Consider the following 18,049-nt stretch of genomic DNA (forward strand, 5'->3'; position numbering starts at 1 on the left):
AACCACCCGCCGGTACCGGGCCCGGGCCGGATGGCCGCCCGCCGGTGCTCGCCCCCGGCCGTGACCGCCCACTGGTTCCGGGCCGGGGCCGAGAACCACCCACCGGCTCCGGGGCCGGGCCGAGAACCGCCTACCGGTTCCGGGGCCGGGCCGAGGACAGCAGGACGGTGCCGGGCCCGGGCGTCTCCGGCCGGACGGTACCGGGCCCGGGCCGTGGCCGGCCGGGGACGGCACCCCACCTGGTGACCGGACCCGCCTGGTGACAGGACCCATCTGGTGGCCGGCCGCGGCGGCGGCCCCGCCGCCCGTGGCGGCGCCCCGCCCAGCCGCGGGTGGGTCGCCCGTGCCGCCACCGGGCCCGGTCGCCGCACCCGGTCTCCGGCGGTCCCCTCGCGGGCCGGGCCGGACCACCCGGATGGCGCAACCCCGGCCCGGCCGGACCCGGCGGCCGACGGGCCCGCGGTGACCACCGGCGCGGCTGCCGCCCGCGCTCCGGCGGGGCGGGCGCATGAGTCCGCCGTCACGTTTGCACGGCGTGCCGCGGGGCTAGGCTCGCGGCATGGCCTTCGACCGCTCTGGTACCGGTGCCCGGGTCCTCGTCGCGTCCAACCGCGGCCCGGTCTCGTACACGCTCGGTGACGACGGTCCCCCCGGGTCCGGCGGCCCGGACACCGCGACGCTCACCGCCCGGCGCGGGGGCGGCGGGCTGGTCTCCGGGCTCAGCGCCATCGGACCGGACGCGGGCGCGGTCTGGGTCTGCGCGGCGCTCGGCGAGGGCGACCGGGAGGCGGTCCGGCGCGCGGCGGGCGGCCACCTGGACCCGGCCGACACCGGCGGCCAGCGGGTGCGGATGCTGGACATCGCGCCGGAGGTCTTCACCGCGGCCTACAACGACATCGCCAACTCGGTGCTGTGGTTCGTCCACCACCTGCTCTACCAGACCCCGCTGGACCCCGTGTTCGACGACCGGTTCCGGGCCCGCTGGGCGGCGTACGAGAACTACAACGCGGCGTTCGCGGACGCCCTCGCCCAGGAGGCCGCCGACGGCGCGACCGTCCTGGTCCAGGACTACCACCTGGCCCTGGTCCCCGGTCTGCTCCGCGATCTCCGCCCGGACCTGCGGATCGGGCACTTCTCGCACACCCCGTGGGCCCCGCCGGACTACTTCCGGCTGCTGCCCGACGACATCGCCGCGCAGCTGCTGCGGGGCATCCTCGGCGGCGACCGGGCCGCGTTCCTCACCCGCCGGTGGGCGGACGCGTTCGCGGACTGCTGCGCGGCGGTGCTCGGCGCGGAGGTGGAGCGCGGCGAGGAGCCGGAGGGCAGGGCGGCCGTCGGCACCGGGCCGGGGGCGGTGATCGCCGGGCCGGGCGTCCGGTTCGAGGGGCGCACCACCCGGCTGGGGGTGCACGGGCTGGGCGCGGACGCCGACTTCCTGCGGCAGCGGTCGCGCCGGCCGGACGTGGACGAGCGGCTGGCGGCGCTCCGCGAGCAGATCGGCCCGGGGCGGAAGACCATCGTGCGGGTGGACCGTACCGAGCTGTCCAAGAACATCGTGCGCGGGCTGCTGGCGTACCGCAGGCTGCTGGAGCGGCAGCCGGAGTGGCGGGGCCGGGTGGTGCACCTCGCCTTCGCCTACCCCTCCCGCCAGGACCTGGCGGTCTACCGGGAGTACACCGACGAGGTGCGCCGGGTCGCCGAGGAGATCAACGCGACGTTCGGCACCGCCGACTGGCAGCCGGTCGCGCTGCACGTGAAGGACGACTTCGCGCGCTCCCTGGCCGCGTACCGGCTGGCGGACGTGGCCCTGGTCAATCCGATCCGGGACGGCATGAACCTGGTCGCCAAGGAGGTCCCGGTGGTCTCCGAGAAGGGCTGCGCGCTGGTGCTGTCCCGGGAGGCCGGCGCGTTCGCGGAGCTGGGTGCCGACGCCCTGGTGGTCAACCCGTACGACGTGGAGGCCACCGCGCGGGCGCTGCACGAGGCGCTGCTGATGCCGGACGCGGAACGGGCCGGGCGCAGCGGGCGGCTCGCCGCGGCGGCGACCGCGCTGCCGCCCAGGGACTGGTTCCTGGCCCAGCTGAGGGCGCTGGGCGGATGAGCGGCGCCGGGCGGCCGGAGCCGGGCGGCGGACGGGCACCCGGCACCCTGCGGGTGCTGACCTGGAACGTGTGGTGGCTGTTCGGGGCCTGGCGGGAGCGGCGCGAGGCCATCGCCGCGGTGCTGCGCGAGGTGCGGCCCGATGTGATCGGGCTACAGGAGGTGTGGGGCCGCGACGGGGAGACCCTGGCCGGGGAGCTGGCGGCGCGGCTGGCTCCCGGCGGGTGGCACTGGACGTGGGCCGCTTCGGACGCGCCGGACCGCTGGCGGCGGCGGATCGACGAGCCCCCCGCGGACGTCGGCAACGCGGTGCTCAGTCGGTGGCCGATCGTCGGCCGCGAGGTGCTGCGGCTGCCGGTGGCGGGCGGCCGGGACGACGGGCGGCTGGCGCTGCACGCGATGATCGACGCGCCCGGAGCCCGGGTGCCGTTCTTCACCGCCCATCTCAACTCCGTGCCCCACGAGTCGGCGGTGCGCTGCGCGCAGGTCACCGAGCTGGCCGGGTTCGTCGCCGCGCACAGCTCGGACACCGACTTCCCCCCGGTGGTCACCGGGGACTTCAACGCCCGGCCCGAGTCCGACGAACTCCGGTTGTTCGGGGGCCATCTGACGGCGCCGGCGGTGCCCGGTCTGGTGATGGTCGACGCCTGGGCGTACGCGGACCCGGGCGCTCCGGAGCTCACCTGGGACCGGGCCAACCCGCATGTCGCGGCGAGCCTCGAACCGAGCGCCCGGATCGACTACATCCACGTCGGGCTGCCGGGGCCGGGCGGGGCCGGCAGCGTACGCGCGGTGCGGCGGACCGGGGACGCGCCCGTGGCGGGGGTGTGGCCGTCCGATCACGCGGCGGTCGTCGCCGACCTGGCGCTCCGGCCGCCGGACGGCCCGGCGGACGCACCGTAGGCACCGCGAGACACGGCACGCACCGCGGGGCACGGCACGGGCGCGGGGCCGGCCCCGTCAGGAGTCCGGCGCGGACCGGTCCAGCGCGGCCGCCAGGGCCGTCAGCAGTCCGACCACGCCGGTCGGGCCGTCCACCACCAGATCGGCCCGGTCGGCCAGCTCGGTCACCTCACCGCTGCCGCTGCACACCAGCAGCCCCGGCAGCCCGTCGGCGCGCGCCCGCTCCACCGCCGCGAACGCCGCCAGATCACCGAGGTCGTCCCCGGCGTACAGCACCGCCCCGGCGCCCGTCTCGGCCAGGTAGTCCGTCAGCGCGACACCCTTGTCCATGCCGGGCGGGCGCAGTTCCAGCACCATCCGGCCGGGCTCGACGATCAGCCCGTGCCGCTGCGCCAGCCGCCCCAGCGGCTCGCGCAGCGCCTCGAACGCGGCCTGCGGGTCAGCGGCCCGCCGGGTGTGGACGGCGACGGCACGGTCGCCCTTGTCCTCGATGTACGCGGACTCCGCCGTGTCCCGGCCGGCACCGGCGTCGAGGCCGGCGAGGACGCCGGGCAGCTCGGCCCGGACGGCCGCCACACCGGGGTGCGGGGCGGGCGCCTGGACGGCGCCGCTCGCGGCGTCCCACCGCTCGGCGCCGTAGTGGCCGAGGACGACGAGACGTTCCAGGCCCGGCGCACCGGCGAAACCGCCGTAGCGGACCGCGACCTCGGCCGGCCGGCCGGTGATCACCGCGACGGAGCCCAGCCGCGGAGCGAGCCGGGCCAGCGCCGGTACCGTGTCGGGGTGCGCCCGGGCCTGGTCGGGGTCGGGCACGATGTCGGCGAGGGTGCCGTCGAAGTCCAGCGCGACGACGGTCCGCTCGGGGTGTGCCAGCAGTGCGGCGAGGCCGTCGCGGCCGGCCGGGGTGGCGGGTTCCGGAACGTGGCTGCTGCCCATGCGGCGACCATACCGGGGTGCGGCGGCAGGTGTCCGGACCACCCGCGGCCCGCACCCGGCGGACCGGCCGCCGGAAGCCGGCGGCCGCCCTCGGACCGGCCGCCGAACCCGCCGCCCGTTCACGGACCCACGGCCGGGCCGGGTTCCGAACCTGGCCGGGTGCTCCGGGCCTAGTGCTCCGAACCTGGCCGGGTGCTCCGGGCCGAGTGCTTTGAACCTGGCCGGGTGCTCCGGGCCGGGTGCTCCGGGCCGGGCGTTCCGGGCCGAGTGCTCCAGGCTGGGCGTTCCGGGCCGGAACGCCGGACCCACCGGCCAATAGACCCCCGGCCGGGCCGGGTGTTCCGGGCCCGGTTCGCCGGGCCAGGCCGCACCGGGCCGGCCGCCGGTCAGCGATGGGCGCGGCGGGTCTCCCGGATCCGGCGGAGGCGGTTGACGGTGACCGGGTCGTGGGCCAGCGCCGCCGGATCGTCGAGGAGGGCGTTGAGCAGCTGGTAGTAGCGGGTCGGGCTGATGCCCAGCTGTTCACGGATCGCGCGCTCCTTGGCGCCCGGTCCCGGCCAGCCGCGCCGCTCCACCGCGAGCATGGCGAGGTCCCGCTCGGACAGCGCCGCCTGCTCGGGGCGCGGGTCGCCGCCGGCCGGTAGGGACTCCTCCGCCGGCCCGGACCCCCCGGTCGGCCGGCGCTCCCCGGTCGGGTCGGCCTCCCTCGCCGGGTCCGACCGCCCGGTCGTGTCCGCCTCCCCCGCCGGTTCGGACCGCCCGGTCCGGTCGGCCTCCCCCGCCGGGTCGTTCCGGCCGGGGTCGGGCTGCTGATCAGGGCTCGCGGTCACCCGTCCACCTTGCCACCGGGCCCCGGCCGCTGTCCGCGGCGGTCGTCACATCCGGCCCGGTCCGGGCGGGGCCGGGCGGTCACCGGCTGGTGATCTCCGCCTCGTCGCCCATGCGCTGCAGCTCCCCGAGCACGCTCACCGGGTCGCCGCCGTCCGCCACCACGGCGCCGATCTTCTGCTTGACGCCCTGGCTCACGGTGGCCCAGGAGGTCTTGCTGTACGGGAGGAACTCCGCGTACTCCAGCTGGTCCAGGAACTGCCACAGCCGCTTGTGCTTCCGGTCGCCGCGCATCGCCTGGGAGGCGTCGGCGGTCACCGGCAGCAGGTCGTAGCGGGTGGCGAAGTCCAGGACGTTGTCCTTGGCGTAGACGAAGTCGAGGAAGCGGCCGATCTGCTCCTGGCGGCCGTTCTGCTTGAACGCCATCATCCAGTCGGCGATGCCCATGGTGGACCGCGTCTTGCCGCGGGAGCCGGGCAGCGGCGCCATGGCGTACTTCAGGCCGTGCTTCTCGGCCTGCTTCATCAGGGTCGGGTGGCCGTTGAGCATGCCCACCTCGCCGCGGGTGAAGGCGTCGAAGAGCTGCTGGCGGTTGGTGCGGCCGGGCGCGTTGGGGCCGGTGAGGCCCTCGCCGACCAGTTCGTCGCGGAGCCATTCGAAGGTCTTGACGTTCTCCGGCGAGTCCAGCGTGTAGGCGCCGTTGGTGTCGGTGTAGCCACCGCCGCCGCTGAGCATCCAGAGCATGGTCTCGGCCGGGGCCTCCTCGGGCCCCAGCGGCAGCCCGTAGGGGATCTTCACGCCGGCCGCCTTGAGCTTGCCGGCGGCCTCCTTCAGCTCGTCCCAGTCCTCCGGCGCGGAGCTGATGCCGGCCTCGTCGAAGAGGTCCTCGTTGTAGAACAGCAGCCGGGCGCTGGCCACGAACGGCAGGCCGTACTGGAGGCGGCCCACCTCGCCGGCCGCGGCTATCGACTCGATGAAGCTCGCCTGGGTGGATATGGAGAGCAGCTGGTCGGCGCGGTAGAGCTTGCCGTCGGCGGCGAAGTCCGCGTAGGCCCCGATCTGCGCCAGGTCCGGGGCCTCGCCCCGGCGGACCAGCTCCGCGACCTTCCGGTCGACGTCGGTCCAGCTGTAGACCCTGACGTCGATCTTGATGTCGCTGTTCCGGGCCTCGAAGGCGCGTGCCAGCTTGTCCCAGTACGTCCGGGAGGTGTTGGCCGCGCTGTCGCCGTAGTCGGCCGCGACCATGGTGAGCGTGACCTCACCGTCGCCGCCGTCGCCGCCGCCGCAGGAGGCCAGCGCCGGGGTTACCGCCGCGGTGGCCGCGCCCGCTGCCGTGAGACTCAAGAACCGCCGCCGCTGCACAGCCGGTACCCGCCCTTGTCGATCGCTTGCGTTTTTCATCGGTGCACCGGAGCTTCTGGTGGAAGTCACGGCGCGGTAAGCGAGTGTTTCCCGCAAACCTCCACAAGGTCTACACCATGACACGCCGCCGCCGAGTACCGGCCCGCGCCTCGCAGGGCGGGGCGGACGCCCGGCGTCCGGTTCCGCGCCGCCGCTTCGCGCCGGGCCGCCGCCAACTGCCGTCCGCGCGGGGGGCCATGGGCCGCCCCGGCGTCGTGGCCCGGCCCCGCCGGCCGGCCCCCGTGAACACCGCGCGCCCGACACAACCCGTGAGTGGACTAGACCTCTCCCGGGAAGTCGGGCGACACTGTTCCCCGTGAAACACGTCATCGCCCTGGATGTGGGTGGCACCGGAATGAAGGCCGCCCTGGTCGCCGCGGACGGCGAGCTGCTGCACGAGGACCGCCGGCCCACCGGCCGCGAGGCGGGCCCGGACGCCGTCGTCGCACGGATCCTCGACTTCGCCGACGAGCTGCGCGCGCTCGGCGAGCAGCGGTACGGGGTCCCGGCGTCGGCCGCCGGGGTGGGCGTGCCCGGAGTCATCGACGAGGCCCGCGGCATCGCCGTGTTCGCGGCCAACCTCGGCTGGCGGGACGTGCCGCTGCGGGCCCTGCTCTCCCAGCGGCTGGCCGGCATCCCGGTCGCCCTCGGACACGACGTACGCACCGGGGGGCTCGCCGAAGGCCGGATCGGCGCGGGCAACGGCACCGGCCGCTTCCTCTATGTGGCGCTGGGCACCGGGATCGCGGGCGCCATCGGGATAGACGGCCGCATCGAGCCCGGCGCCCACGGCTCCTCCGGGGAGATCGGGCACGTCATCGTCCGGCCCGGGGGCCCGGCCTGCGGCTGCGGGCAGTCCGGCTGCATGGAGCGGCTGGCGTCGGCCTCCGCGGTGGGCGGCGCCTGGGCGGAGGTGTGCGGCGACCCGACGGCGGACGCCGCCGACTGCGCCAAGGCCGTCGAGTCCGGCGACCCGCGCGCCCGGGCGGTCTGGTCCGAGGCCGTGGCGGCGCTCGCCGACGGCCTGGTCACCGCCGTCACCCTGCTGGATCCGGAGATGCTGATCATCGGCGGCGGGCTCGCCGAGGCGGGCGAGACGCTCTTCGCCCCGCTGCGGGCGGCGGTCGCGGACCGGATCACCTTCCAGCGTCAACCCGTCATCGTCCCCGCGGCCCTCGGGGACACCGCCGGATGCCTGGGCGCAGGGCTGCTCGCCTGGGATCTTCTCTCCACGGAGGTAACCCCCTGATGGTGCAACGAACGGTTCTCGCGGGCGCCCGCACGGTGCTGCCGTCCGGGGTCGTCGAGGACGGACGGGTGACGGTCGAAGGGCGCCACATCCTCGCCGCGGAGGCACCGGCCGCGGGCCCGGCGCCGGGCGGTGCGGGAGCGGCGGCCGGCCCGGGTACGGGCGGGGCCGCCGCGGCCCCCGCCGCCCGCACCCTCGACCTGACCGGCCACTGGGTGGTCCCCGGCTTCATCGACGTCCACGTGCACGGCGGCGGCGGCGCGTCGTTCTCCGCGGGCACCGCCGAGGAGGCCCTGACCGTCGTCCGGACGCACCGGGCGCACGGAACCACCACCATGCTGGCGTCCACGGTCACCGGTGACCTGGACGACCTGGCCCGGCAGGCGGCCGTCCTGGCCGAGCTGACCGAGCAGGGCGAGCTGGCCGGAATCCACTTCGAGGGCCCGTTCATCTCACCGCACCGCTGCGGCGCCCACCAGCCGGAGCTGCTGCGCGAGCCGGACCCCGCGGACGTCCGGAAGCTGCTGGACGCCGCCCACGGCGCCGCCCGGATGATGACCCTCGCCCCGGAGCTGCGTGGCGGTCTGGACTCGGTGCGGCTGCTCGCCGAGCACGGGGTGATCGCCGCGGTCGGGCACACCGACTCCGACTACGCCGCCACCCTGGAGGCCGTCGAGGCGGGCGCCACCGTGGCCACCCACCTGTTCAACGCGATGCCCTCCCTGCTGCACCGGGCGCCCGGCCCGGTCGCCGCGCTGCTGGAGGACCCGCGGGTCACCGTGGAACTGATCAACGACGGCACCCACCTGCACCCCGCGGTCCTCCAACTGGCCTTCCACCGGGCCGGCGCCGACCGGGTCGCGTTCATCACCGACGCCATGGGGGCGGCCGGCATGGCGGACGGGATGTACCCGCTCGGCCCCATGAACGTCGAGGTCAAGGAGGGGGTGGCGCGGATCAGCGAGGGGCCGACCGCCGGTTCCATCGCGGGCTCCACCCTCACCCTGGACCGGGCGTTCCAACGCGCCGTCACCCTCGACGGGCTGACGGTGGAGCAGACGGTGCGCGCCCTGTCCGGCACCCCCGCCCGGCTCCTGGGCATCGCCGACCGCACCGGCTCGCTGGAGCCGGGCAAGGACGCCGACCTGGTGGTGCTGGACGAGGCGTTCCGGGTGGCCGGGGTCATGCGGCACGGCGAGTGGGTCATCGAGCCGCCGGCCGCTCCTTCCTGACCGGCCCTCGGGCGCCCGCCGGGCTCCGGCGGGGACGGGCTCCGGCCGGTGTCCCCGGCTCCCCTGGCCGGCCGGCGCCCGCCCGGCGCTCCGCCGGCTCCGGAGCGCTCCGCGAGACCCGGAGTGCTCCGGAGCGCTCCACAGGGCACCGGAACGCTCCGGAACCCTCCCGAAAGGGAGTGACCGGAGATAACAGAGGGAGCACGAGGGGTCGCCGACCGGGATGCGCAGTGGCATGATCGCTGGCGCAACGCATCCGTCGGGGAGACCTGGCCGGCCGGGAAGAGCCATGGGAGAGGGGACACCAGGGTGATCCTCACGGTCACGCTCAACGCTGCCCTCGACATCACCTACCGGGTGCCCCGGCTGCGGCCCCACGGCACACACCGCGTCTCCGAGGTCATCGAGCGGCCCGGCGGCAAGGGGCTCAACGTGGCCCGGGTGCTGGCCTCCCTCGGCCATGAGGCCGTCGTCACCGGGTTCGCCGGCGGCGGCACCGGCGACGCGCTGCGCCGGCTGCTCGCGGAGTCCGGCGGGGTCACCGACGCGCTGATACCGGTGGCGGGCGCCACCCGGCGCACGGTGGGCGTGGTGGATGCGGCGTCCGGCGACACCACGCAGCTCAACGAGCCCGGTCCGCAGGTGACCGCCGCCGAGTGGGACGCCTTCACCGAGCGCTTCACCCGGCTGCTCGGCGGCGCGGCGGCGGTCGCGCTGTGCGGGAGCCTGCCGCCGGGCCTGCCGGTCGGCAGCTACGCCCAGCTGGTCCGCGAGGCGCACACCGCCCGGGTGCCGGTGCTGCTGGACACCAGCGGCGAGGCGCTGCGGCGGGGCATCGCCGCTCGACCCGACCTGGTCAAGCCCAACGCCGAGGAACTGGCCGGGCTGACCGGCTCCACCGAGCCGCTGCGCGCCGCCCGGGACACCCGCCGGCGCGGGGCGCGGGCGGTCGCCGCCTCGCTGGGCCCGGACGGCATGCTGCTGATCACCACGGACGGTGCCTGGCGCGCCGCTCCCCCGGGCCGGCTGACCGGCAATCCGACCGGTGCCGGCGACTCCGCCGTGGCCGGTCTGCTCTCCGGTCTGGTGGACGGGGTGCCGTGGCCGGACCGGCTGGCACGGGCGGTCGCCCTGTCCGCCGCGACGGTACGGGCCCCGGCGGCGGGCGAGTTCGACCGCGCCACCTACGAGGATCTGCTGCCGCGGGTCACGGTGGCCGAGCAACCGGCGGCGGCGTGACCCCGGGGGCCTCCGGCGGCGGTACCTCGGCCGGCGCCCGGCCGCCCCGCCGCCCCGGCCTCCCGTCGCGCCCGCGCCCGGCCCCGCCCCCACCTCCTCGGTAAACCAGCTGGCAACGGGTCGGATCCGGCCCGGGATTGGGAGACCGTATGCCCCTCATCGGTACGGCCGAACTCGTCACCGCGGCCCGCGCCGCCGGACACGGTGTCGCCGCCTTCAACGTCATCACCCTGGAGCACGCCGAGGCGATCGCCGCCGGGGCGCAGGCCGCCGGCCGGCCCGCGATCCTCCAGGTGTCGGAGAACGCCGTGAAGTTCCACGGCGGGCAACTCGGCCCGCTGGCGGCCGCGGTGACCGCGGTGGCACGCGCCTCGGACGCCACGCTCGCCCTCCACCTCGACCACGTCAAGAGCGTCGGGCTGCTGCGGTCGGCGTATCCGAACGGCTTCGGCTCGGTGATGTTCGACGCCGCCGAACTGCCGTACGCCGAGAACGTCAAGGCGACCGCGGAGGCGGTGCGCTGGGGGCACGAGCACGGCATCTGGGTGGAGGCCGAACTGGGCCGGGTGGGCGGCAAGGACGGCGAACCCCCGCTGGACGCGCACGCGCCGGGGGTGCGTACCGACCCGGCGGAGGCCGCCGCCTACGTCGCGGACACCGGGGTGGACGCGCTGGCCGTCGCGGTCGGCAGCTCGCACGCCATGACGGAGCGGACCGCGGCGCTGGACCACGGGCTGATCGGGCGGTTGCGGGAGGCCGTACCGGTGCCGCTGGTGCTGCACGGCTCCTCCGGCGTGCCGGACCCGGAGATCCGGCGGGCCGTCGCCTCCGGCATGGTGAAGATCAACGTGGGGACGGCGCTGAACACCGCCTTCACCGCGGCGGTCCGGGCCGGGCTGGCCGAGGACCCGGCCGTGGCCGACCCGCGCCGGTACCTGGCGCCGGCCCGCGACGCGATGGCCCGCACGGTGGCGCACTTCCTCGGCCTGCTGGACGGCGGCACCGGCCCGGACGGGCAGACCGCCCCGGCACCGCGGACGGGCGCCCCGTCCTGAGCGCGGCCGGCGCCGCGCGGGGCCGGGTCGCCGCCGCGCGGCGGGCCCGGCCGGCGGCTACTTCTTCAGCCAGACCTGGTCGAGGTTGACCTGGCACTTGTCCCCCGCCTGGCAGGAGATCACCACCGTGTTCGTGCCCTTGTTGAGCTCCACGATCGCGTAGGTGTGCGTCCAGCCCTTCGTCCAGTCGCCCTTCTTGGCCAGCGCGAAGTTCGCCATGTTCAGCGCCCGGTTCTCACCGCTGTTCACACTGAGCGACAGACTCTGGTCCTCGCCCGGCACCCCGTAGCCCACGTAGAGCTTGTAGGTGCCGGCCTTGTCGACGTTGACGCTCCAGGTCGCCGACGCGCCCGGGGTGTTGATGCCCCCGACGTAGGTGCCGTCCTCGGCCTTGGCGCCCTCGATGTCGCTCGCGGTGGCGGCCCCGCCCGCCAGGGTCAGCGCGCTGGCGTCCTGGGTGGGCAGCGGCTTCGGCTTGCCGGGCTTGGACGAGCTCTTGGGCTCGGTGGGCTCGACGGTCGTGCCGGCGCTGGGGGTGGCGGTCTGGTCCGCCTGGCCCTCCTTGCCGTCGCCGGAACCGTTGGTGAGCAGTGCCGCGCCGATGCCGGCGACGACGACGGCCACCACCGCTATCGCGCCGATCAGCAGGCCCTTGACGTTGGGGCCGCGGCCACCACCGGAACCCGCGCCGCGGCCGGACGGTGCCCCGGCCGGCCGGCGGGGCGCCCCGCCGGGCAACGTCTCGGGCGCGGCGTAGTGGGCGTTCTGGCGGCCGTAGCCGGGCTGGCCGGCCCCCGGCCCGTAGCCCTGCTGCTGCCCGTACCCGGGCTGCCCCTGGCCCGGCTGGGCCGGGGCGGGGTGGCCCTGCTGGCCGGCGAAGGACTGCTGGCCCCCGTAGCTGCGCTCGCCGACCGCCCGGACGTGGTTGTAGGAGGTGCGCGGCACGCCCGGCTGGTGCGGGGTCCCGGGGCCGGGGTACCCGTAGCCCCCGGTGCGGGGTGCGGCCGTCCCCGTCGGGCCCGCCTGGCCCGACTGACCTGGCTGCTCGCCTTCCTGCCGGTACAGGTAGGCGAAGGGGTCGTCGTTCTCCGGCGTGCCCGGGCCGTTGTTGCCGGCCGTCATCCCTCTCGTCACTCCCCAATGCATATGGGCCGTCGGTGCGCGGCGTGTGCCGCGCACGGCTGCACGCGGTGGAACAGCTCCTACCAGAGCGCGGGCGTCATCGACAGACCCCGGCTGCCCGGACGGCCAATATTCATGATCGATTCACCGTCGGCGACACCGCCGACCTGGCGCAGCCTACCTCTATCGGGTGAGCCCACGCGGGGATCACCGCATCATCCGGCTCGCCGGCCGGCCTTGGAACGGGACCGCTTCTCCACATACATCCGCTGGTCCGCGGATTGCAGGACCTCCTCGGCGGACATCCCGCAACTGGCCCATCCGATGCCGAAACTCGCCCCGACCCGGACCGCCCGGCCGTCCACCCGGATCGGCGGGATGATGGCGTTCCGCAACCGGACGGCGAGGTCCTGGGCGTCGGCCCGGCCCAGACCGTCGGCGAGCACCACGAACTCGTCCCCGCCGAGCCGGGCCACGGTGTCGCCGTCCCGGACGCCGTGGGTGAGCCGGCGGGCCACTTCGATCAGCACGGCGTCCCCGGTGTGGTGCCCGAACCGGTCGTTGATCGACTTGAAGCCGTCGAGGTCGCAGAAGAGGACGGCCAGCCCCTTGTGCCCGTCGTCGACGTCCTCGTCGGGCGCGTAGGTGTGCACATGGTGCTCGAACGGCACGCCGTCGGCGTTCACCGGGGTGCCGCCGGTGAAGCCCTCGGCGCCGAAGCCGTCCATGGTGTACCCGTCGGTGTAGCCGTCGCGGTAGTCCGCCCCGGCGCCGGTGCCGGCCGCGGCGTCCGGGGCGCCGGGCGGCCCGGAGCGGGGCGGGTGCCCGCAGAGCCGGGCGGACAGCCGGGCGCGGAGTTCGGCGCTGTTGGGCAGGCCGGTCAGGGAGTCGTGGCTGGCGCGGTGGGCGAGCTGGATCTCGTGCCGCTTCCGCTCCTCGATGTCCTCGACGTGGGTGAGCAGGAACCGCGGGCCGTCGGCGGCGTCGGCGACCACGGAGTTGCGCAGCGACACCCAGACGTAGCTGCCGTCCCGGCGGCCCAGCCGCAGCTCGGCGCGGCCGCCCTCGGCGGAGGTGCGCAGCAGGGTGCCGATGTCCTCGGGGTGGACCAGGTCGGAGAAGGAGTAGCGGCGCATCACGGAGGCGGGGCGGCCCAGCAGTCTGCACAGCGCGTCGTTGGTGCGCAGCAGGCGGCCGTGCTGGTCGCCGCCCATCTCGGCGATCGCCATGCCGCTGGGGGCGTACTCGAACGCCTGCCGGAAGCTCTCCTCGCTGGCCCGGAGCGCCTGCTGCTCACGCTCCAGGCGGACCAGCGCCCGCTGCATGTTTGCGCGGAGCCGGGCGTTGCCGATCGCAATCGCGGCGTGGAACGCGTACATCTGGAGGGCCTCCCGGCCCCAGGCGCCCGGCCGGCGCCCGTTGCGGGGCTTGTCGACCGAGATGACCCCGATGAGTTCCCCGGCGGAGGCGCCCGCCGCGTACATCGGGGCGAAGAGGCGGTCCATCGGGTGCCACTCGTCGACGAACCGGGGCGCCGGGCCGGCGGTGTGCCACTGCGGGACGTCGTCGTCGTCCAGCACCCAGCCTTCGGTGTACGGGATGAAGCGCAGGTCGCCCCAGCGGTCGCCCATCGCCAGCCGCCGCTCCCAGGAGCTGCGGGAACCGACCCGCCCGGCCATCAGCGCTTCCGCCCCGGGGCTGCCCGCGACGGCGGCGACCACGAGGTCGCCGTCCGGCCGGACCAGGTTGACGGCGGACAGCTCGTAGCCGAGCCCGGCGATTATGCCGTCGGCCACCGTCTGGAGGGTGTCGGCGAGGCTGCGCGCGGTGTTCAGGTCGGCGACCACTTGATGCAGCTGCCGCAGCGTCGCAAGGCGGATGTACGGCTCCGACTCGGTCTCCATCGCTGCTCTCCCCCGAGACCTCGACAGCAACTCCTGGCTTCTTGTCGTCCGATTGCCACGGCCACTGAATCACAGCGAGCTGCCCACTCGGTACACAGGGTCAACAATTCCAGCCTGCTGTGACTCATGTCACAGTCCGTATAGCGGTGCTGGACAGAGGGTGTGGGAGCGCTCCGATTTTTTCGGAACGCAAATAAGCGCCGTTTAACCACGGCCGGAACTCGGTATCCATCGTGTCCCCGCAGGGCGTCGATCCGGCCTCCACTCCGACCCTTTCCGGCCTCGGTCCGAAATCCATCGCCGCCCGGCCGGAAATCCTCGCTGCCTCCACTCGGCACCGGCCGGATCTCCAGCCGCATTCCAGTCGCCGCGGCGGCCTCCACCCGGGCTCCACCCGCTCCATACCCGGCCTTGGCCCGCCACCCGGCCCCGCCTCCACCCGGCCTCGACCACAAGGCTCCGGGAACGCCGGTCCGGCCGCGCCCCGCGCCCACCGGCGCCCGCCCGCCACCCCCGGACGGGCGGGCCGGGCCGTCTCACACTCGGCCATCGGTCCTAAGCCCCGGCTGGTCCCGGGGCCCGATACCCGGACCCGGGCGGCCCGGTTAGCGTGCTGGGTGTGCTGCAGAAAACGCCTTCCGTACCCGCCGAGTCCGCCGTGCCCCATGCTGGTGGGGTGAGCGACGACCAGTTCCGTGCCGCGCTGTCGCGGCTGGCCGCGGGCGTGGTGCTGGTGACGGCACACGACCCGGACGAGGGCCCGCACGGCGAGGACGTCGGCATGACCGCCACCGCGTTCATGTCCGTCTCGCTCGACCCGCCGCTGGTCATGGCCAGCGTGCGAACCGGCGCCCGGATGGACGAGCTGCTGGAGCGGCAGCCGCTGTGGGCGGTGTCGATCCTCGCCGAGGACCAGCGCCAGGCCGCCGGACGGTTCGCCATGAAGGGGCGGATCAGCGACCGGCTGCTCTTCCAAGACCTGCCGCACCACCGCGGCGCGGCCTCCGGCGCCCCTCTGGCCGACCAGGCGCTGGCACAGCTGGAGTGCCACACCGAGCAGCGGGTGACGGCCGGCGACCACACCCTGGTCATCGGCCGGGTGCTCACCGCCGCCACGCCCGGCACGACGACCGAAGGCCCGCTGACCTACTTCCGCGGCCGGTACCGGCGACTGGGCTGAGCCGCGCCCCCGCCTCGCGCCCGCGGGTCTCGCCCCGGCGGGACGGCAGCCGGGGCGAGACGCGGGATCGCGGGTCAGCGACGGTTCAGCGGGTCATCCCCAGCAGCTGCCCGACGAGACCGGCGTACCGCTGCTGCTTGACGGTGCTCTTCGCGTCCTTCGCGTCGTTCCCGTCCGTCATGCCCTGGGTCTTGGCCTGCTCCCTGCCCTGGCCCTGACCCTTGGCGTGGCCGCCCTGGTCCTTCACGTAACCGCCCTGGTCCTTGGCGTGGCCGTACCCGTGGCCCTTGCCGCCGCAGTCGGTCCTGCCGTGGTCGGGGGTGTGGCCGTGGCCACGCTCCCGCTGCTGCTCGTAGGCCGGCAGGATCCGCCCGTACTGGGCGTACTGGTCCTGGAGCTGCTGCCGCTGCTCGGCCTGCCGGTCCGGCTGGGCGGGCTGGATCTGCTGGTTCGGCTGGGCGGGCTGGATCTGCTGGTTCGGCTGGGCGGGCTGGACCTGCGGCTGCCGGCGCTCGCCGTACTGCCCCTGCTCGCGTCCGCCGTGGTGGCCGTTCTCACAGCCGGTGTGCTGGACGCCGCTCTGGTGGTGGCCGCCGTTGTGGTGGGCGTTCTGGTGGTGGGCACCGTTGTGGTGGTGGGCGTTCTGGTGGTGCCCGCTGTGGTGATGGGCGGGCTTCCCCTGGTCGTGGCCCTGGTGCCCGTGCCCGCCGGTCTTCTCGTGCCCGTTACCGGCGGGCTTGCCCTGCTTCACCGGCTTACTGGTCTTGCCCTGCCCTTGGCCACCGGGCTTGCCCTGCTTCACTGGCTTACTGGTCTTGCCCTGCTTGCCCTGTTTGGCGGGCTTCGCGGGCTTGCCGGTCTTGCTCGGCCCCTGGCCGGCGGCCTTGTCGGGGTCGTGGCTGCCCTTCCCCGGGTCGGCCGTGGCGTGCCCCGGAACCGGGAGGAGCGCGGATCCCGGGGCCGCGTACGCCGCACCGGCCACCGGAAGGAAGAGGGCTGCCGCCACACCGAGAATCGCTGGACCACGGCGGATCGTCTGGAACATCAGGCCACCTTCTACTTAGAAATGAAGTCCGTGATGTCCTAAATAACGAATTTTCAGGAGCGAGGGCGGAGGTCACCCGGTGTGGCAGCGGAACCGACCGGCCGAACCACCGGAATGCAGCAACCGGGGCGCACCGCGCGGCCCGGGTCAGACCCGGCCGGGCCCGGCCGGGTCAGGACCAGTCACGGCCGCTGCGTCCGCGCTTGGTCTCGCCGCGCTGCTTCTTCTCCCGCAGCCGCCGCTCGTTGATCCCGCGCGGGATGCGGGTGGGGCGACGCGGCTTGGGCGGCGGCGCGGAGGCCTCGGCCAGCAGCGAGGCGAGCCGGACCGCGGCGGCCTCCCGGTTGCGCCACTGCGAGCGGTGCTCGGACGCCCGCACCGACACCACCCCGTCGACCAGCCGGCCGGCCAGCCGCTGCAGCGCCCGTTCCTTCCACACCGGCGGCAGGGCCTCCGTGGCCGCCAGGTCGAACCGGAGTTCCACCTGGCTGTCGCTGGTGTTCACGTGCTGTCCGCCGGGACCGGAGGAACGCGAGAAACGCCACATCAGCTCGGCCTCCGGCAGGGAGACCGAACCACGGATGACGTAAGGCCCGGACATGCCCACATCATCCCCCGTTCCGGGTCGATACGTCACCGGTATTTCCCCCGCCGGGGCCGCGGCCCCGGCCCGGCGGCCACCCGCCCGGTAAAGAAAGCAAAGAGTTCTGGAACCTCGTGGTCCCTGATTCGCGTTGTGGGGAGTGACGGTAGCTTCGTCGCCAGTCACGAAGCCCGACGAACCGAGAACGAAAGGGACTCCCCATGGCTGTAAGCCTGTCCAAGGGCGGCAACGTCTCCCTCACCAAGGAGGCTCCGGGCCTGACCGCCGTCACGGTCGGCCTCGGCTGGGACGTCCGCACCACCACGGGCACCGACTTCGACCTCGACGCGAGCGCGATCGCCGTCAACCCGAGCGGCAAGGTCTACTCCGACCAGCACTTCGTCTTCTTCAACAACAAGGCGACCCCGGACCAGTCGATCGTGCACTCCGGCGACAACCTCACCGGCCAGGGCGAGGGCGACGACGAGCAGATCAACGTCAACCTGGCGGCGCTGCCGGCCGACGTGGACAAGATCGTCTTCCCGGTCTCCATCTACGACGCCGGGTCGCGCAGCCAGAACTTCGGCCAGGTGCGCAACGCGTACATCCGGGTCCTGAACCAGGCCGGCGGCGCCGAGATCGCCCGCTACGACCTGAGCGAGGACGCCGCGACCGAGACCGCCATGGTCTTCGGTGAGCTCTACCGGCACGGCGCCGAGTGGAAGTTCCGCGCGGTCGGCCAGGGCTACGCGGCCGGCCTGGCGGGCATCGCCCAGGACTTCGGCGTCAACGTCTGAGTCCGGCGCTCCGCCCCGGGGAACCCGTCGTCGGGCCGTGCTGAGTCAGCACGGTCCGGCACGGGGTGACCCAGTCACCACGAAGACCCCCCGACGTCTCTTGGGGGGTCTTCGTCGTGCTGCGATCAGGCGTGCCCCGAGCGGCCCGCACGGCCTCTTCCGGGGCACCGCGCCTGAGGGCGGTAGCCGGTCCCCGTCGGGGGTGCTGACCACCCCTTCCGCTCTCCCCTCCGGGCAACCGAAGCCGAGCGCCCCGGCCGGAACATGACGACCGGGGCACTCGGCCACATGAAGGTGCACATGCAGCAACGGCGGTGGTGGGGGGAACGGTGGCAAGCTCCCGGGCGAGCCGTGGCCGGTCCCGGACGAGAAGCCGTCCCCCGACGGCGGCCCGCGTGTGATCGCCTGATCCATGACGTCACTCGCCACGTGTGGCCGGCGATCCATCCCCTTCGCGTGGGTGGCATGCGTGCTG

General features: G+C 74.8%; 15 protein-coding genes. 8 read left to right on the top strand and 7 right to left on the bottom strand.

All coding sequences use genetic code 11. The features are described from left to right. Positions 1–559: 559 nt before the first annotated feature. Together ACH4B3_RS17800 and ACH4B3_RS17805 are read left to right on the top strand one after the other, a co-directional pair. On the top strand, positions 560–2,101 hold the full coding sequence (locus ACH4B3_RS17800) for a trehalose-6-phosphate synthase (protein ID WP_398463781.1): 1,542 nt from the start codon (positions 560–562) through the stop codon (positions 2,099–2,101). Next, entirely contained in the window at positions 2,098–3,003 is a 906-nt protein-coding gene (locus tag ACH4B3_RS17805; protein ID WP_398463782.1) for an endonuclease/exonuclease/phosphatase family protein, read from the top strand. The genes ACH4B3_RS17800 and ACH4B3_RS17805 overlap by 4 nt, the downstream gene beginning before the upstream one ends. A gap of 57 nt (positions 3,004–3,060) precedes the next feature. On the opposite strand, the gene otsB is transcribed toward ACH4B3_RS17805, so the two are convergent. From otsB to ACH4B3_RS17820, 3 genes are all read right to left on the bottom strand, one after another. Then, on the bottom strand, positions 3,061–3,939 hold the full coding sequence (gene otsB / locus ACH4B3_RS17810; RefSeq protein ID WP_398463783.1) for a trehalose-phosphatase: 879 nt from the start codon (positions 3,937–3,939) through the stop codon (positions 3,061–3,063). A gap of 386 nt (positions 3,940–4,325) precedes the next feature. Then, positions 4,326–4,544: a DUF3263 domain-containing protein gene (locus tag ACH4B3_RS17815; RefSeq protein WP_398463852.1), complete on the bottom strand. Its 219-nt coding sequence runs from the start codon at positions 4,542–4,544 to the stop codon at positions 4,326–4,328. A gap of 304 nt (positions 4,545–4,848) precedes the next feature. Beyond that, positions 4,849–6,129 (bottom strand): extracellular solute-binding protein, encoded by a 1,281-nt coding sequence (locus ACH4B3_RS17820; RefSeq protein WP_398463784.1) that lies wholly within the window; start codon positions 6,127–6,129, stop codon positions 4,849–4,851. A gap of 355 nt (positions 6,130–6,484) precedes the next feature. Here ACH4B3_RS17820 and ACH4B3_RS17825 point away from each other — a divergent pair, with 355 nt between their 5' ends. From ACH4B3_RS17825 to ACH4B3_RS17840, 4 genes are all read left to right on the top strand, one after another. After that, on the top strand, positions 6,485–7,417 hold the full coding sequence (locus ACH4B3_RS17825; RefSeq protein WP_398463785.1) for an ROK family protein: 933 nt from the start codon (positions 6,485–6,487) through the stop codon (positions 7,415–7,417). Then, positions 7,417–8,649, top strand: a complete 1,233-nt coding sequence (nagA, locus tag ACH4B3_RS17830; protein ID WP_398463786.1) for an N-acetylglucosamine-6-phosphate deacetylase — start codon at positions 7,417–7,419, stop codon at positions 8,647–8,649. The genes ACH4B3_RS17825 and nagA overlap by 1 nt, the downstream gene beginning before the upstream one ends. Before the next feature lie 309 nt (positions 8,650–8,958). Next, entirely contained in the window at positions 8,959–9,888 is a 930-nt protein-coding gene (locus ACH4B3_RS17835) for a 1-phosphofructokinase family hexose kinase (protein WP_398463787.1), read from the top strand. Positions 9,889–10,037: 149 nt separating this feature from the next. Continuing rightward, positions 10,038–10,943: a ketose-bisphosphate aldolase gene (locus ACH4B3_RS17840; RefSeq protein WP_398463788.1), complete on the top strand. Its 906-nt coding sequence runs from the start codon at positions 10,038–10,040 to the stop codon at positions 10,941–10,943. Between the two features lie 57 nt (positions 10,944–11,000). On the opposite strand, the gene ACH4B3_RS17845 is transcribed toward ACH4B3_RS17840, so the two are convergent. Next, positions 11,001–12,065: a carbohydrate-binding protein gene (locus tag ACH4B3_RS17845; protein WP_398463853.1), complete on the bottom strand. Its 1,065-nt coding sequence runs from the start codon at positions 12,063–12,065 to the stop codon at positions 11,001–11,003. A gap of 215 nt (positions 12,066–12,280) precedes the next feature. After that, positions 12,281–13,969 (bottom strand): diguanylate cyclase CdgB, encoded by a 1,689-nt coding sequence (cdgB, locus tag ACH4B3_RS17850; RefSeq protein WP_398463789.1) that lies wholly within the window; start codon positions 13,967–13,969, stop codon positions 12,281–12,283. 619 nt (positions 13,970–14,588) lie between these two features. Between cdgB and ACH4B3_RS17855 the strand changes: the two genes are divergently transcribed. After that, positions 14,589–15,149: a flavin reductase family protein gene (locus tag ACH4B3_RS17855; RefSeq protein WP_398463790.1), complete on the top strand. Its 561-nt coding sequence runs from the start codon at positions 14,589–14,591 to the stop codon at positions 15,147–15,149. 85 nt (positions 15,150–15,234) lie between these two features. On the opposite strand, the gene ACH4B3_RS17860 is transcribed toward ACH4B3_RS17855, so the two are convergent. Next, positions 15,235–16,194 (bottom strand): hypothetical protein, encoded by a 960-nt coding sequence (locus ACH4B3_RS17860; RefSeq protein WP_398463791.1) that lies wholly within the window; start codon positions 16,192–16,194, stop codon positions 15,235–15,237. Positions 16,195–16,366: 172 nt separating this feature from the next. Beyond that, positions 16,367–16,795, bottom strand: a complete 429-nt coding sequence (arfB, locus tag ACH4B3_RS17865) for an alternative ribosome rescue aminoacyl-tRNA hydrolase ArfB (protein ID WP_398463792.1) — start codon at positions 16,793–16,795, stop codon at positions 16,367–16,369. Between the two features lie 203 nt (positions 16,796–16,998). Between arfB and ACH4B3_RS17870 the strand changes: the two genes are divergently transcribed. Next, a complete protein-coding gene (locus ACH4B3_RS17870; protein WP_398463793.1) occupies positions 16,999–17,574 on the top strand; it encodes a TerD family protein in 576 nt (191 codons plus the stop codon). Positions 17,575–18,049 lie beyond the last annotated feature (475 nt).

It is taken from the genome of Streptomyces sp. NPDC018031 (genome assembly GCF_044327625.1).
Lineage (GTDB): Bacteria > Actinomycetota > Actinomycetes > Streptomycetales > Streptomycetaceae > Streptomyces.

What these genes read in the sequence shown, in the direction of transcription:
- ACH4B3_RS17800 (WP_398463781.1), top strand. Translation starts at nt 560, where the DNA reads ATGGCCTTCGACCGCTCTGGTACCGGTGCCCGGGTCCTCGTCGCGTCC.
- ACH4B3_RS17805 (WP_398463782.1), top strand. Translation starts at nt 2,098, where the DNA reads ATGAGCGGCGCCGGGCGGCCGGAGCCGGGCGGCGGACGGGCACCCGGC.
- otsB (WP_398463783.1), bottom strand. Translation starts at nt 3,939, where the DNA reads ATGGGCAGCAGCCACGTTCCGGAACCCGCCACCCCGGCCGGCCGCGAC.
- nagA (WP_398463786.1), top strand. Translation starts at nt 7,417, where the DNA reads ATGGTGCAACGAACGGTTCTCGCGGGCGCCCGCACGGTGCTGCCGTCC.
- ACH4B3_RS17840 (WP_398463788.1), top strand. Translation starts at nt 10,038, where the DNA reads ATGCCCCTCATCGGTACGGCCGAACTCGTCACCGCGGCCCGCGCCGCC.
- ACH4B3_RS17845 (WP_398463853.1), bottom strand. Translation starts at nt 12,065, where the DNA reads ATGACGGCCGGCAACAACGGCCCGGGCACGCCGGAGAACGACGACCCC.
- cdgB (WP_398463789.1), bottom strand. Translation starts at nt 13,969, where the DNA reads ATGGAGACCGAGTCGGAGCCGTACATCCGCCTTGCGACGCTGCGGCAG.
- ACH4B3_RS17860 (WP_398463791.1), bottom strand. Translation starts at nt 16,194, where the DNA reads ATGTTCCAGACGATCCGCCGTGGTCCAGCGATTCTCGGTGTGGCGGCA.
- arfB (WP_398463792.1), bottom strand. Translation starts at nt 16,795, where the DNA reads ATGTCCGGGCCTTACGTCATCCGTGGTTCGGTCTCCCTGCCGGAGGCC.
- ACH4B3_RS17870 (WP_398463793.1), top strand. Translation starts at nt 16,999, where the DNA reads ATGGCTGTAAGCCTGTCCAAGGGCGGCAACGTCTCCCTCACCAAGGAG.